This window comes from Streptomyces albicerus (assembly GCF_008905045.1).
Lineage (GTDB): Bacteria > Actinomycetota > Actinomycetes > Streptomycetales > Streptomycetaceae > Streptomyces > Streptomyces albicerus.
Genome location: NZ_VWMY01000030.1, coordinates 1 through 15048, shown reverse-complemented (window position 1 = coordinate 15048; position 15048 = coordinate 1). Strand labels below are relative to the sequence as shown.

Sequence of the window (15048 nt, the reverse complement as noted above, 5' to 3'; positions counted from 1 at the left end):
CCGGATCAGATCAGGTCCGACACCTTTACGAACCGGTACCCGCGCTTCCGCAGCTCGGGCACGATCGTCCGTACGGCCTCCTCGGTCGCCGGAGCCGCACTGCGCGTGCAGTGCATGACTACGACGGAACCGGGCCGCACCCCGTCCAGCACCTCCCGCGCCACGGCACCCGCGTCCTTCGCGAACGCGTCCCCGCTCACCACGTCCCACTGCACGGCCGTCACGCCGGTCGCGCGCAGCGCGTGCAGCGCGCGGCGGTCGTAACACCCGCCGGGGAAACGGAAGTACGGCATGGGGTGCTCCACGCCTGCCTTGCGGAACGCCGTGAACGCCCGCTCCACGTCCGCCCGCATCCGTGACTCGGGGACCGTCGGCAGTCCGTAGCAGTCGTCCGTGAAGGCGTAGTGGCTGTAGGAGTGGTTGGCGATCTCGAAGAGGGGGTCGCGTCCGATGGCCCGTGCCTGCGTCGGGTACTCCTCTGCCCACCGGCCCGTCATGAAGACGGTTGCCGGGACCTTCAGGTGCCGCAGTGTCGCGATGAGCTGGGGATTGTCGAAGCGCTCGCCTGCGGCTGCCCGTGGGCCCTGGTCGGCCGTCATGTCGGCGTCGAAAGTGAGGGCGACGGTCTTGCCGTGGGTGCGGGGGGCGTTCTTGAAGACCGGGGTGAGGCCGGCGGGGCCGGGGGCCATGGTGGGCGGCCGGGAAGGCGTGGCAACGGTGGAGGGTTTGGTGATGACCGCGCGAGGGGCTGCTGAGGTGCCGCAGGAGGTGAGGGCGGCTCCCAGTGCGCAGGCGGCGATGACTCTCCGTACAAAGGTGTTCACGGAGCGACGTTAACCGGATGGGTTGGAGTATCCGGTTATGTCGCGCTCGGTGTCGGGCGTGCGCGATGAAGGCGGTCCAGGTGGCGGGGGAGCGGGCGAGGGCAGGGCTCAGCTGTCCGCCAGCAGCCGCTTCCGGCACTCCGCCACGTCGAAGTCCGCCTTCGGGTACTGCGGGTCCAGGGCCGTCAGGTGTTCCAGGAGCAGTCTGCTGACCGCCCAGTTCCGGTACCACTTGCGGTCGGCCGGGACGAGGTGCCAGGGGGCGTCGTCCGTCGCGCATCGCTCCAGGGCGAGCTCGTAGGCGTCCTGGTAGGCGGGCCACAGGGCCCGGTCGTCGATGTCCGCGGGGCTGAACTTCCAGTGTTTGCGTGGGTTGTCCAGGCGCTTCAGGAGGCGGCGCCGCTGTTCCTCGTACGAGATGTGCAGGAAGCACTTGACGACGGTGACGCCGTCGTTCGTGAGGGACTTCTCGAAGTCGTTGATCTGGGCGTAGCGGGTCTCGATCTCGGTGCGCGGGACCAGTTCGCGGACCCGGGCGGCGAGGACGTCCTCGTAGTGGGAGCGGTCGAAGATGCCGAACTCGCCGGGGCGGGGGAGCGCCCTTCTGACGCGCCAGAGGAAGTTGTGCCTCAGCTCCTCGCGGGTCGGCGCCTTGAAGGCGTGGATGCGGCAGCCGGCGGGGTTGAAGAGGCCGATGACGTGCTTGACCGTGCCGCCCTTGCCGCTGGTGTCCATGCCCTGGAGGACGAGGAGGATCCGGCGCTGGTCGCCTGCCGTGCTCGCGGCCCAGAGGCGTTCCTGCAGGTCGGCGAGGGGTTCGCCCATCCGGGTCGTGGCGGCGAGACCGGCGGTCTTGGACTCGGGGGCCATGGCGCCGCCCGGGGTCGCCGAGGAGTCGTACCCCGAGAGGGCGATCCGTTCGCCGACGGGGACGCGCAGCAGCTCACGCAGGGTGGCGTTCTCGGCCTTCCGCCTGCTGTCCTTCCTGTCCTTCTTGGTCATCGCGCGCCCCTCAGGTCGGTTCTCTCCATGGTGACCGGTCGGTGTGGCCCTCGTCTCACACGGGCCCGGGGGCGTCACGCGCCTTCGTCGACGTACGCACCACGGAGGGGACTCCGAGCCTCCTCGACCTCATGCGGAAGGAGGCGGTCGGCGGCAAGAAGTGAGTCCCCTGAGTCCCCTCCGGGCGCGGGGCGGCTACCTCCGCCAGGGCCCCGTCACCGCGAACGTCGTCCCCGGTGTGTAGCAGTTCACGTACATCGTCCTGCCGTCGGGCGAGAAGGCGACGCCCGCGAACTCGCCCCACTCCGGGGCCTCGGGCGTGCCGATGTTCTGCCGGTTGCGGGCCATCGCGTACACCTCGCCGCGCCGCGTCACGCCGTACACGTGCTGTGCCCCTTCGCCGTCCTCGCAGACCATGAGGCCGCCGGTGGGGGCGAGGCAGATGTTGTCGGGGGACTCGCCGGGGAGCTGTACGTCCGTGTCGGGCCCGAAGACGATCACGAGCGTGAGACGGCGGGCGGCGGGGTCGTACCGCCAGATCTGGCCGAAGTGGTCGGCGGCCGAACCCTCGTCGGCGTGCGCGAAGGACGAGACGAAGTAGACACACTTCCCGCCCCAGTAGCAGCCCTCCAGCTTCTGCGCGTGGGTGATGCCCTTGGGGCCGAAGTCCTGGAAGCGGATGGGGGTTTGGGCCGCCAGGGGGTCCGGGACGTCCACCCACTCGATGTGGTCGAAGGTCGCGCCGGTCTCCTGGATCGAGGAGAGGTCCGGTACGCCCGGCACGCGCATCGCCTGGAGCCGGCCGCCCGCGCGGAGCGAACCGCGGCCGCCCTCCGGCTTGTTGGGCAGGAAACGGTAGAAGAGGCCGAAGGGCTTCTCGAAGGCGTCCTCGGTCTCGTAGACGATGCCGCGCTCCGGGTCGACGGCGATCGCCTCGTGCTGGAAGCGGCCCATCGCGGCGAGGGGTTCGGCGCCCGTGCGGTGCGGGTTCGTCGGGTCGACCTCGAAGATGAAGCCGTGGTCCTTGGTGTAGCCGTTCGTGCCGGCCTTGTCCTCGGTCTCCTCGCACGTGAGCCACGTGCCCCAAGGGGTGGGCCCGCCCGCGCAGTTGACGGCCGTACCGGCGATCGCGACCCGCTCGCCGAGCACGTGCCCGTGCGCGTCGAGCGTCAGCGCCGTACAGCCGCCCTTGCCCATCGGGTCGTACGTGAGGCCCTGGACCGTCGGGACCGGGATCCGGCCGGTGTTGCGGTTCTCGTGGTTGCGGACCAGGTGGACGCGGCCGTGTCTGCCGGCGAAGGCGGCCATGCCGTCGTGGTTGCTGGGCACCCGGCCCTCGCCGGAGAGCAGCTGGTCGCCCTCGCGGGACAGCACCCGGTAGCGGAAACCTTTCGGCAGGTCCAGCAGGCCGTCCGGGTCGGGGATCAGGGGACCGTATCCGGTGTGGCCCAGCGCGGCGGCCGTACCCGTGAAGAGCTCCGACAGGGCTCCGGTGAAGGCGATGCCCACTCCCAGGGCACCGGAGCGGGCGAGCACTTCGCGTCGTGTTGCGGACATGGGGCAACCTTCCTGTTGGCGGACAGGAGAATGTGACCCGCCTGTGTGTATCACGCCGCCTGGAACACGTGAACCACGCGCGTAGCGTGGCGTTCTCACGGAGTGTCAGATGACCCGGATGGCGGGGGAGTTGGCGTCGTCGCCGCTGTCTCCGGCGCCTGCGGGTTGTCCGTCCTGTCGGCCTCGTCCAGCTGCCGCTCGTCTGTCCCGTCGGCCTCGTTCAGTTGGCGGTTGTCCGCCGCGTCGGCCTCGTCCAGCTGTCGGCTGCCCGTCCTGTCGGCTTCGTTCAGCTGCTGGGTGTCTGTCCCATAAGGCTCGTTCAGCGGTTGGGTGTCTGTTCCGTAAGGCTCGTTAAGCACTTGGGTATCTGTCCCATGAGCCTCGTTCGTCCGCTGGAGCTCCGTCCCACGGGCGTCGTTCGCCGGTCGTCCGTCCGTCCCGTGCGGCTCGTTCGGCTGCTGCGCCCGCTCCAGGAAGCGCAGCAACTCCACCGGGAACGGCAGTACGAGCGTGGAGTTCTTCTCGGCCGCGACCGCCACCACGGTCTGCAGCAGCCGCAGTTGGAGCGCGGCCGGCTGCTGGGACATCACCCCGGCGGCCTCCGCGAGCTTCTTCGACGCCTGGAGTTCCGCGTCGGCGTTGATGATCCGGGCCCGCCGCTCACGGTCGGCCTCGGCCTGCCGGGCCATCGACCGCTTCATCGCGTCCGGCAGGGACACGTCCTTGATCTCGACGCGGTCGATGGAGACGCCCCAGTCCACGGCCGGGCTGTCGATCATCAGCTCCAGGCCCTGGTTGAGCTTCTCGCGGTTCGACAGGAGGTCGTCGAGGTCGCTCTTGCCGATGATCGACCGCAGTGACGTCTGCGCCATCTGGGAGACCGCGAAGCGGTAGTCCTCGACCCGGATGATCGCGTTCGCCGCGTCGACCACCTTGAAGTAGACGACGGCGTCGACGCGCACCGTGACGTTGTCCCGGGTGATGCCCTCCTGCGCGGGCACCGGCATCGTCACGATCTGCATGTTCACCTTGTGCAGTCGGTCGATCGCGGGGATCACCAGCGTGAACCCCGGAGGGCGCGGCGATCCGAGCAGGCGCCCGAGCCTGAGGACCACGCCCCGCTCGTACTGCTTGACGATCCGTGCCGCCGCCGCGAGGTACACGACCCCGACGGATCCGGCCGTCGCGGCCGCGACCAGGAGTTCCTGGAGCATGACGACCCCCTGTCAGTCGAGTCGCCGCTTTTGTCATCATTTTAACGATATGCCTGGTCCGAGGCTCCGGTCGAGCCTCGGACCAGGTCCTACCGCGTCTACGGCGTTACGGGGGCTACGGCGTCGTGACCTTCACCGGCTCCGTCCCCGTGGCACTGTGCCGCTCCGCCCAGTTCTCCAGCGCCGTCCTGCACGCGTGGTCCAGGTGGTGCAGCCCCGCCAGGTCCAGCACGACCGGCCGGTCCTGGGGCAGCGCCTCCAGACTGTCGAGTATCTTCGGCAGCCGCAGGAACGTGGCATTGCCCGACAGGTACGCCTGCACGGGCCCCGCTCCCTTGTCTATGACCTCCAGCTTGATGTGCGAGGCCTCCCAGGCGGTCTTGGCGACCGCGAGGGCCAGACCGATCAGCACGCCCTCGAACATGCTCACCGCGACGATCGACACGGCCGTGACGACCAGGATCAGTGCCTCGCCCCGGTGCTCGCGCCACAGCGCCGCGATCTCACGCAGCGGGATGAGCTTCCAGCCCGCGTGGACGAGGATGCCCGCGAGCGCCGGCAGCGGAATGTAGGCGAGCACGGCCGGCAGCAGCGCCGCGAACAGCAGCAGCCACACACCGTGCAGCACCCGGGACGCCTTCGTCCGCGCGCCCGCCTGTACGTTCGCCGCGCTGCGCACGATCACGGCGGTCATCGGCAGCGCGCCGAGCAGCCCGCAGACCGTGTTGCCGGCGCCCTGCGCCATCAGTTCCTTGTCGTACTCGGTGCGCGGCCCGTCGTGCAGCCGGTCCACGGCGGCGGCGCTGAACAGCGACTCCGCCGAGGCGATCAGCACGAACGCCAGGATCGTGCCGAGCACGCCCACGCTCGCCAGCTCGCCGACTGCCTCGAGCCCCGGCAGCTGGATCGAGTCGAGCAGTCCCTGGACCTCGACGGTCGCCACGGGCAGGCTGAACACCAGCGTCACGAGCGTGGCGAGCGCGACCGCGCCGAGCGCCCCCGGCACCGTACGCACCTTCTGCGGCAGGTGCTTCCACAGCACGAGTACGGCGATGGTGCCGGCCCCGAGCCCGAACGAGGCCAGCGCCTCGGTGGACCCGGCGGAGTCGGCGATCAGGCCGGGCAGCCCGGCCAGCTTGCCCAGACCCGAGGCGGGCGCCTCCGTGCCGGCCACCGAGTAGAGCTGTCCCGCGATCAGGACGAGTCCGATCCCGGCCAGCATGCCCTCGACGACGGCCACCGAGATGGCCCGGAAGTATCGCCCCAGCTTCAGGGCGCCCATGGCGAGTTGGATCAGCCCCGTGGCCAGCACGATGACTCCGAGCACGGGCAGTCCGTACTCGCGCACGGCCTCGAAGACCAGCACGGTCAGACCCGCGGCCGGACCCGAGACCTGCAGGCTGCTGCCGGGCAGCAGCCCGGTGACGAGCCCGCCCACGATGCCGGTGACCAGGCCGAGTTCGGCCGGTACACCCGAGGCCACGGCGACGCCCACGCACAGCGGCAGGGCGACGAGGAAGACGACGAGCGATGCGGCGAAGTCCTGCCGCAGGAAGGGGAACTTCGTTCGGTTGCTTGCGGTGGTGCCCATGGTGCTGCTCACAGCTCCTCGAAGGAGTCGGCCCGCACGTCGTGCGCGCGTACGGAGCCGGTGTGGACCTCGTAGAACCAGCCGTGCAGCCGCAGTTGACCGTCCGTCAGACGCCGTGCCACGCACGGGTAGGAGCGGAGGCGCAGCAGCTGCGTGAGTATGTGGCTCTGGACGGCCTCGGTGACGGTCGGATCCTCGACGGCCCCTTCGGGACGCGGAGTCGAGTGCGCCAGCCAGTCCCGTACAGCGGGTACGGCGGTCAGGTCCTCCCCGCGTACCAGCGCGCCGACGGCTCCGCAGTGGGAGTGGCCGCAGACGACGATGTCCGCGACCCCGAGCACCTCCACCGCGTACTCGATGGTGGCCGCTTCGCTGGTCGGCTGCGAAGAGGTGTGAGGGGGGACGATGTTGCCCGCGGTGCGCAACTCGAAGAGTTCACCGGGCCGGGCTCCGGTGATCAGGGCCGGGACGACCCGCGAGTCGGAGCAGGTGATGAACAGGACCTGCGGGGACTGGCCTTCGGCGAGGCGGGCGAACTCCTCCGGGCGGTCCGCGGACTGCTTGCGGAAGGAGCGTGCGTGATCGATGAGGGGCTGCATGTGTCAGTTCCTCCTGGCGCGCTTCGAGGGCGCGTCGGCGTACAAAACGGAGCGCATGCGGGTACGGCGACATGACCCCACGTCGACGCGCTCGGCGGACGTGGCGTGGTGAGGGTCGGTCAGGTCGGAGTCGCTTCGTGCCCGGTGGGGGGTCGGCTCAGCAGCGGAAGACCTGAAGCGCCGCTGAGGAGTGGGATATCGATGATCTCGTCGTGCGGTGGTGCGACGCGGGGGCCGCGCTGTGCGACGGGTCCTCGGCGCAGGCCGCGGGGTCCTTGCAGAGCAGGAAACGCACGGGTGCCTGAGGGGCGTGGTCCGCGACACGGATCCGGTCGCGGGTGCGCAGGGGACCGGTCGGGCTGTCCGAGTGCACGGTCTCGTCACAGGTGACGAACTCGGCCTCGTCCTTCGGGCCCATGGCATGTGTCTTGTGCGCGGAAGCGAACGCCGTGGTGGGGGCGGAGAGTTGCAGGGCCAGCAGGACGGCGGCGAGAACGACGAACAGCGTCCGGGCCGTCGTACCTCGTAACATGGGCCCCCTCCCGGCCGACTTCAGGTCAAGTACTCTCACGTCAACATGTACGTTAACGCGGCGAGTTGTTTGCAGGGTTAACTTAACGTTTCACCCTGAAGAGAGCCTGAAGAGAGCTGAACCGGGGCCGAAGAGGGCTGAAGAGGTCAGTCCTTCACCAGGGGCTTCGCGTCCCGCGCCAGGGCGGTGAGCCGGGATATCGCGCGGAAGTACTTCTTGCGGTAGCCCCCGTTCAGCATCTCCTCGCTGAACAGCCGGTCGAAGGGGAGTCCCGAGGCGAGTACCGGCACTTCGCGGTCGTACAGCCGGTCGGCGAGGACGACGAGCCGCAGCGCGGTGGACTGGTCCGGGACCGGCTGTACATCCGTGAGGCAGACCGCCTCGATCCCGTCGGTCAGCGCGCCGTACCGGCTGGGGTGGACCCGGGCCAGATGGTCGAGCAGATGCGGGAAGTCGTCGAGCGAGGCGCCCGGGGTGGCGTACGCGGCCTTGGTGACCTGCTCGTCGGAGTACGGGGCCGGGGCCTCGGGCAGCCCACGGTGGCGGTAGTCCTCGCCGTCGATGCGCAGCGCGCGGAAGTGCGCCGACAGGCCCTGGATCTCGCGCAGGAAGTCGGCCGCCGCGAAACGGCCCTCGCCGAGCTTGCCCGGCAGCGTGTTGGAGGTCGCGGCGAGCGCCACTCCCGCGTCGACCAGCTTGCGCAGCAGGCTGGACACCAGGACGGTGTCGCCCGGGTCGTCGAGCTCGAACTCGTCGATGCACAGCAGCCGGTGGCCGCTCAGCGTCTGCACGGTCTTCTGGAAGCCGAGCGCGCCGACCAGGTTCGTCAGCTCCACGAACGTGCCGAAGGCCTTGAGCGAGGGCTCCGCCGGGGTCGCGTGCCAGAGGGAGGCGAGCAGGTGGGTCTTGCCGACGCCGTAACCGCCGTCGAGGTAGACACCGCGCGGGCCGGCCGGGGCCTTCGCGGGCTTCTTGCCGAAGCCGAAGAAGCCGCGCCTGCCGGATCCGGAGCCGATGGCGTGCGCCCCGCCGAGTCCGGCTGCGAAGCCGTCCAGGACGCGTACGGCCTCGGTCTGGCTGGGCTGGTTCGGGTCCGGTATGTACGTATCGAAGCGGACCGAGTCGAAGCGCGGCGGCGGCACCATCTCGCCGACCAGCCGGTCCGCGGGGACGTGCGGCTCGCGGGCGCACAGGGACGACGGGGCCGCGTCGGCTATCGGGCCGAAACTGGAGGCGGTGGTGGAGGTTGACACGGTTCCCCACTCTACGGGCCGTGCCAGACTGCAGGACATGCGACGTCTGTTCCCTGTGACCGATGAGACAGCAGCCCGGGCCTCGGGCGGGACCCCCGGTAGGGATGGGGCGGACGGGGCGGATGGTACGGATCGGGCGGATCGGGAGTGGGGGCTGGAGGAGCTGGCTGAGGCGTATGCCTATCCGGCCGGCTCCGCGGGGCCCTCGGGCTCCACGGGTTCCCCGGGCCCCTCGGGGCGTCAGCCCTGGCTGCGGGCCAACATGGTCTCCACCCTCGACGGCGCCGCCCAGCACGACGGGCGTTCGCAGCCCATCTCCAGCGCCGCGGACATGCGGATCTTCGGCACGCTGCGGGGGCTCGCGGACATCGTGGTGGTCGGCGCGGAAACGGTACGGCAGGAGGGGTACCGCCCGGCACGCGCGCGTGAGGACTTCGCCGCGCTCCGGGAGGCGGCGGGGCAGGGCCCGGCCCCGGCGATCGCAGTGGTGAGCGCCAGCCTCGACCTGGACTTCTCGCTGCCGCTGTTCACGTCACCCCTGGTGCCCACGCTGTTGCTCACGGGTGCCGCCGCGGCGCCGGACAGGATCGCCGCCGCGGAGAAGGCCGGCGCCCAGGTCGTGATCGCGGGCGACGGCATGGGAGTGGACCCCGCACGGGCCGTACGCGCGCTCGCCGACCGGGGCATGTACCGGCTCCTGACCGAGGGCGGGCCCCGGCTGCTCGGCCAGCTGGTCGCGGCCGGGGTTCTCGACGAGCTCTGTCTGACGGTGTCCCCGATGCTCACAGCGGGTGACGCCCAGCGCATCGCGGGGGGTCCGCCGGTGGCGGTGCCGAGGCGGTTCGAGCTGACGTCCCTGCTGGAAGAGGCCGGGTTCCTCTTCAGCCGCTACCGTCGGACCTGACACATAGGCGGAATCACCCGTTCCGTATAGCTTTCGCCGGGCACACTAAATCTCGCAGGCCCCGTACTGTCACGGGGCAGGATGGTTTCCGCAGGGGCCTACGGACGGCCCACGGATGAGAAGGGCGCCTGTCGTGTTCACAAGCGTACTGATGATCGAGAAGGCCCTGACGTCCGCGGACGTGGAGTTCGTCACCACCTTGCACGGCGACGAGCAGGTCGCCTTCCATGTGCTGCTCCAGCCCCGCGGGGAACAGGCGGACCGGTTGCTGCGGGCCATCGACGACGTGGCGCTCGGCGAGCTGGACGAAGCGGCGCGCGAGCGGGAGACGCCCGAGGGCGAGGACGCCCTCAGTCAGGGGCAGAAGGCGCTCGCCGTGTCCCTGACGGCGCTGCGTTCGTCCGGCAACGAGGCGGACGGGCGGCTGATCGAGGATCATCCGCTGGATGCGCTCAAGGCGCTGGTCGACGAGATCGAGGCCGATGAGGTCATCGTGCTGACCGATCCCCACTATGTGGAGGAGTTCTTCCACCGGGACTGGGCCTCGCGGGCGCGGCACAAGGTGGGGGTGCCGGTGCTGAAGCTGTTCTCGCACAGCAAGGTGTGAGTGTGGGCTGCGCAAGGGTGTGAGTTTCGGCTGCGGGTGCGTGCGGGCTGGTCGCGCAGTTCCCCGCGCCCCTTACGGGGCCGCCCGGTCCCCGCGCTTTGACGGGGCCGCCCGCCCATCCCGAGGCCCTCGGGGGGCGCCTGTCTCTGCAGCGAATAAGCTGGGCGCGCTCACCGTCGTACCCGAATCCTGGGAGAAACACCTATGGCACCCGGCCTTCCCACCGCCATGGACCGACCGCACTTCATCGGCATCGGCGGCGCCGGAATGTCGGGTATCGCGAAGATCCTCGCGCAGCGTGGGGCCAAGGTGGCGGGCAGTGACGCGAAGGAGTCCGCGACCGCCGAGGCGCTGCGCGCGCTGGGCGCGACGGTGCACATCGGCCACGCGGCCGAGCATCTCGCCCCCGACGCGACCTGCGTCGTCGTCTCCTCGGCGATCCGCGCGGACAACCCGGAGCTGGCCCGCGCCGCCGAGCTGGGCATCCCGGTCGTCCACCGTTCGGACGCTCTCGCCCGCCTGATGGACGGCCTGCGCCCGATCGCGGTCGCGGGCACCCACGGCAAGACGACCACGACATCGATGCTGGCGGTGTCCCTTTCGACCCTGGGCCGCAGCCCTTCGTACGCGATCGGCGGCGACCTCGACGCCCCCGGCTCCAACGCCCTGCACGGCGAGGGCGAGATCTTCGTCGCCGAGGCCGACGAGTCGGACCGCAGCTTCCACAAGTACGCGCCCGAGGTGGCGATCGTGCTGAACGTGGAGCTGGACCACCACGCCAACTACGCGTCCATGGACGAGATCTACGAGTCCTTCGAGACGTTCGCGGACCGCATCACCGAGGGCGGCACGCTGGTGATCAACGCGGACCACGAGGGTGCGCGGGAGCTGACGCGCCGCGTGACCGCGTGTGACGTACGGGTGGTCACGTACGGCGAGTCGGAGGACGCGGACGTACGGGTCCTGTCCGTGGTCCCTCAGGGGCTGAAGAGCGAGGTGACCGTCGAGCTCGACGGCTCTCCGCTCACCTTCACGGTCTCCGTCCCCGGCCGTCACTACGCGCACAACGCGGTGGCGGCGCTGGCGGCGGGCGTGGCGCTGGGCATCCCGGCGGGCGAGCTGGCCCCGGCCCTCGCCTCCTACACCGGTGTGAAGCGCCGCCTCCAGCTGAAGGGCGAGGCGGCGGGCGTGCAGGTCATCGACTCGTACGCGCACCACCCCACGGAGATGACGGCGGACCTGGAGGCGATGCGGGCGGGTGCCTCCGGGCGCATCCTGGTGGTCTTCCAGCCCCACCTCTTCTCGCGCACCCAGGAGCTGGGCAAGGAGATGGGCGAGTCCCTGGCCCTGGCGGACGCCTCCGTGGTCCTGGACATCTATCCGGCCCGCGAGGACCCGATCCCGGGCGTGACGAGCGAGCTGATCATCGAGGCGGCGCGGGTGGCGGGCGCGGACGTGACGCCGGTGCACGACAAGGCGCGGGTGCCCGATGCGGTGGCGGGAATGGCGAAGCCGGGTGATCTCGTTCTCACCATGGGCGCGGGTGACGTGACGGACCTCGGTCCCGAGATCCTGGCCCGCCTGTCGAAGTAGCCGTACCTGTTGTGAGGGGTTGAGCTTCATGTCGTACGACATCGAAAAGCCGGACGAGCAGTGGCGCGCGGAGCTGAACCCGGCGGAGTACGCGGTCCTGCGCCAGGCCGGCACGGAGCCCGCGTTCACCGGCGAGTACACCGACACCAAGACGAAGGGCGTGTACTCCTGCCGTGCCTGCGGCGCCGAACTCTTCACCTCCACGGAGAAGTTCGAGTCGCACTGCGGCTGGCCGTCCTTCTACGACCCGAAGGAATCCGACGCGGTCGAGCTCATCGAGGACCGGTCGCACGGGATGGTGCGGACGGAGGTGCGGTGTGCTCGGTGCGGGTCGCATCTTGGGCATGTGTTCGAGGGGGAGGGCTATCCGACCCCGACCGACCAGCGGTACTGCATCAACAGCATCTCGCTGCGTCTGGCGGCTGACGAGGGCTGAGGCTCGGCCGGGCTGCGCCGCAGAAGCGTCTTCCCGGCAACACCTCGTCCCGGACGGCCACTTCGCGCACCGCTCCCGCAAGGTCCGCGCCTGACTCGCCGGTCACTCCGACCGGCTCTCAGGCCGGGCCCGTCACAAACTCAAAGGCCGTATTCGCTCCGCCAGGGCCGTGCAAGGATGTCGCCCGTGACCGGATCGTCTTCGTCGCCTGCCGCCGAGGGCACGCCTGGCGACCACGGCCTGGGTTCCCGTGCCGCCGCCGTGCTTGTGTTCGGGTCCTCGGCCGCGGTCCTGGTGGTCGAGATCGTCGCTCTGCGGCTGCTCGCTCCCTACCTCGGCCTCACCCTCGAGACCAGCACCATGGTGATCGGCATCGCCCTCTCCGCGATCGCCGTCGGCTCCTGGCTGGGTGGGCGCCTCGCCGACCAGGTCAATCCGCGCCGGCTCATAGGCCCCTCGCTCGGGGTGTCGGGAGCGGTCGTGGCGCTCACCCCTGCCGTGCTGCGCACCACCGCGGAGTGGGCAGCACCTCTGCTCTTGTTGATCGCTGCGGGGACCATCCTCGTGCCGGGCGCGCTGCTCTCCGCGGTGACGCCGATCGTCACCAAGTTGCGTCTCACCAGCCTTGCCGAGACCGGAACGGTGGTCGGCCGGCTGTCCGGCGTCGGCACCGTCGGCGCCATCGTCGGCACCGTGCTCACCGGCTTCGTCCTCGTATCGCGGTTACCGGTCAGCGGCATCCTGATCGGCCTCGGAACACTGCTGGTGGTCGGCGCGGCGCTGGCTGAGTGGCGTACGCGCGGGTGGACCGGCACCCCTGCCCTCACACTCGTGGTCATTGCGGGCGGCCTCGCCACCACGGTCGCTCCCGGCGCCTGCGACACGGAGACCAAGTACCACTGCGCACGGGTCGTCGCAGACCCCGACCGGGGCGGCGGCCGCACACTCGTCCTGGACGGCTTGCGGCACTCCTACGTCGATGTCGACGACCCGACCTTCCTGGAGTTCGAGTATGTGCGCGCCATCGCGTCGGTGGTCGATGCCGCCTTTCCCGAAGCTGAGCCACTCGCTGCCCACCACGTGGGCGGCGGCGGGCTCACCTTCCCCCGTTACCTCGCGGCCACGCGGCCCGGGACGCGCAGCCTCGTGTCCGAGATCGACGGCGGGGTCGTACGCATCAACCGCGAGCAACTCGGTCTGAGATCCGGAGGCGGTATCGACGTACGCGTCGAGGACGGCAGGCTCGGCCTGCGGCGACTGGACGCCGACAGTCGTGACCTCGTCGTCGGCGATGCCTTCGGGGGTGTCAGCGTGCCGTGGCACCTCACCACGGAGGAAGCGATGACTGACGTACGGCGGGTGCTCAACGAGGACGGCCTGTACGTCGCCAACCTCATCGATCACGGTGGTATGGCCTTCGCGCGTGCCGAAGCAGCCACCCTCCGCGAGACCTTCGAGCACGTCGCCCTCGTCGGCGAACCCGCCGATATCGGTCTCGACCCGACCGCCACCCCCGCGGGCGGCAACATGGTGGTGCTCGCCTCCGACCGGCCAGTCGACCTACGCGCGACCCAGGAGGCGCTGGACGCCCGGCGAACCGGCTGGAAGATCGCCGGCGGCGGCGACCTCACCTCCTGGATCGGCGATGCCCAAGTGCTCACCGACGACTACGCACCCGTCGACCAGCTCCTCCAGCCCTACAGTCCACGGAGCAGCCAGTGACAGGACACACGTCCAGGCCCCGCCGACGCACCTGAACAACGGATCGGGCCCTGGCTGTCATCAAACCCTGTCATCAGCCGCCATCAGTTGGTGCGGTGTGCGGGGATGTCGCGGGTAGTTCCACCGTGATGCGGATCCCGCCGGCAGGGCGCGGGGTGAGGGTGAGTTTTCCGTCGTGTGCCTGGGTGATGGTTTTGACGATTGCCAGGCCGAGGCCGACGCCCGCGTGGTCTGCGTGTATGCGCTCGGTGCCGCGCTGGAACGGCTCGGTGAGTGTCGAGGCCAGCTGTGGGGTGAGCTTCACGCCGGTGTTCTCGACAGTGAGCACCACAGTCCTGGGAAGGACGCTGGTATTCACCCACACCGTGCCCTGTTCAGGCAGGTTGTGGACGATCGCGTTGTGCACGAGATTCGTCGTCAGCTGCAGCAGGAGCGCCTGCGATCCGACCGTGGGGGTGATGTCGCCGGAGGTCTCGATGGTGACGCCGTTCTTCTCCGCGAGGGGGAGGAGTGTTTCGGTGGCTTCTTCCGCTATGAGGGACAGGTCGACGTGTTCTGGGGTGAAGGACCGCTGGTTGGCGCGGCTGAGCAGGAGCAGCGCCTCGGTGAGGTCGATCGCCCGGGTGTTGACGGCGTGGAGGCGGTCGATGACCTCGCCGACGTCGTGGTTCGGATCGGTGCGGGCCACGTCGAGAAGGGTCTTCGAGATCGCCAGCGGGGTGCGCAACTCGTGGGAGGCGTTGGCTGCGAATCTCTGCTGCTCGGCGACGTGTGCTTCGAGCCGTACGAGCATCGCGTCGAAGGCGTCGGCGAGTTCGCGGAACTCGTCTTTGCGGCCCGGCAGCCGGATCCGGTGGGAGAGCGATCCGTGCGTGGCCATGCGGGTGGCGTCGGTGATCCGCGTCAGGGGGGCGAGCATGCGGCCGGCCAGGATCCACCCTCCCAGGAGACCGAACACCAGCAGGAACGCCAGTATTGCGGCCACCGCTGGGCCGAAGCCCCGCAGGAGGACGGAGCGGATCAGCATCTCCGATGGGTAGGATCGCAGGAGGAACACCCACACCGCCGCGAGCAACAGGACGCCGGCCAGCATGAGGAACCCGGCGTAGCTGAGGGTGAGTTTGACGCGAACGCTCAAACCAGGGGTTCTATCCACGGTCTGCTCCCTCGTGTCCGGCCTCTGGCTGCGTGTGGATGCGGTAGCCGACACCTGA

The 15048-nt window shown here is 69.9% G+C and carries 15 protein-coding genes; 6 read left to right on the top strand and 9 right to left on the bottom strand.

The features are described from left to right. Positions 1–5: 5 nt before the first annotated feature. Together GAS53_RS26660 and GAS53_RS26655 are read right to left on the bottom strand one after the other, a co-directional pair. Positions 6–824 (bottom strand): polysaccharide deacetylase family protein, encoded by an 819-nt coding sequence (locus tag GAS53_RS26660; RefSeq protein WP_151480253.1) that lies wholly within the window; start codon positions 822–824, stop codon positions 6–8. Between the two features lie 108 nt (positions 825–932). Continuing rightward, positions 933–1826 carry a PPK2 family polyphosphate kinase gene (locus GAS53_RS26655; protein WP_151480252.1) on the bottom strand — a complete coding sequence of 298 codons (894 nt, stop codon included), beginning with the start codon at positions 1824–1826 and terminating at the stop codon, positions 933–935. A gap of 41 nt (positions 1827–1867) precedes the next feature. Between GAS53_RS26655 and GAS53_RS57665 the strand changes: the two genes are divergently transcribed. Continuing rightward, positions 1868–1990: a hypothetical protein gene (locus GAS53_RS57665; RefSeq protein WP_263974164.1), complete on the top strand. Its 123-nt coding sequence runs from the start codon at positions 1868–1870 to the stop codon at positions 1988–1990. 31 nt (positions 1991–2021) lie between these two features. Here GAS53_RS57665 and GAS53_RS26645 read toward each other — a convergent pair whose 3' ends face one another. The 6 genes from GAS53_RS26645 to zapE all read right to left on the bottom strand — a co-directional run bounded on the left by GAS53_RS26645 (position 2022) and on the right by zapE (position 8611). Next, complete coding sequence (locus GAS53_RS26645; RefSeq protein ID WP_151480251.1) at positions 2022–3383, bottom strand: PhoX family protein; 1362 nt, start codon at positions 3381–3383, stop codon at positions 2022–2024. Between the two features lie 95 nt (positions 3384–3478). Next, positions 3479–4597, bottom strand: a complete 1119-nt coding sequence (locus tag GAS53_RS26640) for a slipin family protein (RefSeq protein ID WP_225859096.1) — start codon at positions 4595–4597, stop codon at positions 3479–3481. 115 nt (positions 4598–4712) lie between these two features. Then, on the bottom strand, positions 4713–6188 hold the full coding sequence (locus tag GAS53_RS26635; protein WP_151480336.1) for a SulP family inorganic anion transporter: 1476 nt from the start codon (positions 6186–6188) through the stop codon (positions 4713–4715). Positions 6189–6196: 8 nt separating this feature from the next. Next, positions 6197–6787, bottom strand: coding sequence for a carbonic anhydrase (locus tag GAS53_RS26630; protein WP_151480250.1), 591 nt, complete (start codon positions 6785–6787; stop codon positions 6197–6199). Positions 6788–6944: 157 nt separating this feature from the next. Continuing rightward, a complete protein-coding gene (locus GAS53_RS26625) occupies positions 6945–7319 on the bottom strand; it encodes a hypothetical protein (protein ID WP_151480249.1) in 375 nt (124 codons plus the stop codon). A gap of 146 nt (positions 7320–7465) precedes the next feature. Further along, complete coding sequence (gene zapE, locus GAS53_RS26620) at positions 7466–8611, bottom strand: cell division protein ZapE (RefSeq protein WP_404829294.1); 1146 nt, start codon at positions 8609–8611, stop codon at positions 7466–7468. Here zapE and GAS53_RS26615 point away from each other — a divergent pair. The 5 genes from GAS53_RS26615 to GAS53_RS26595 all read left to right on the top strand — a co-directional run bounded on the left by GAS53_RS26615 (position 8610) and on the right by GAS53_RS26595 (position 13834). Beyond that, positions 8610–9476: a pyrimidine reductase family protein gene (locus GAS53_RS26615; RefSeq protein ID WP_151480247.1), complete on the top strand. Its 867-nt coding sequence runs from the start codon at positions 8610–8612 to the stop codon at positions 9474–9476. The two genes, zapE and GAS53_RS26615, sit on opposite strands and share 2 nt — an antisense overlap. Before the next feature lie 133 nt (positions 9477–9609). Next, complete coding sequence (locus GAS53_RS26610) at positions 9610–10083, top strand: indole-3-glycerol phosphate synthase (protein WP_192583295.1); 474 nt, start codon at positions 9610–9612, stop codon at positions 10081–10083. 204 nt (positions 10084–10287) lie between these two features. Then, positions 10288–11676, top strand: a complete 1389-nt coding sequence (gene murC, locus GAS53_RS26605; RefSeq protein ID WP_151480246.1) for a UDP-N-acetylmuramate--L-alanine ligase — start codon at positions 10288–10290, stop codon at positions 11674–11676. A gap of 28 nt (positions 11677–11704) precedes the next feature. After that, positions 11705–12112, top strand: coding sequence for a peptide-methionine (R)-S-oxide reductase MsrB (gene msrB, locus GAS53_RS26600; RefSeq protein WP_151480245.1), 408 nt, complete (start codon positions 11705–11707; stop codon positions 12110–12112). 186 nt (positions 12113–12298) lie between these two features. After that, a complete protein-coding gene (locus GAS53_RS26595) occupies positions 12299–13834 on the top strand; it encodes a fused MFS/spermidine synthase (protein WP_151480244.1) in 1536 nt (511 codons plus the stop codon). A 73-nt stretch (positions 13835–13907) separates the two neighbouring features. Here GAS53_RS26595 and GAS53_RS26590 read toward each other — a convergent pair whose 3' ends face one another. Next, entirely contained in the window at positions 13908–14990 is a 1083-nt protein-coding gene (locus GAS53_RS26590; RefSeq protein ID WP_151480243.1) for a sensor histidine kinase, read from the bottom strand. Between the last annotated feature and the right edge of the window lie 58 nt (positions 14991–15048).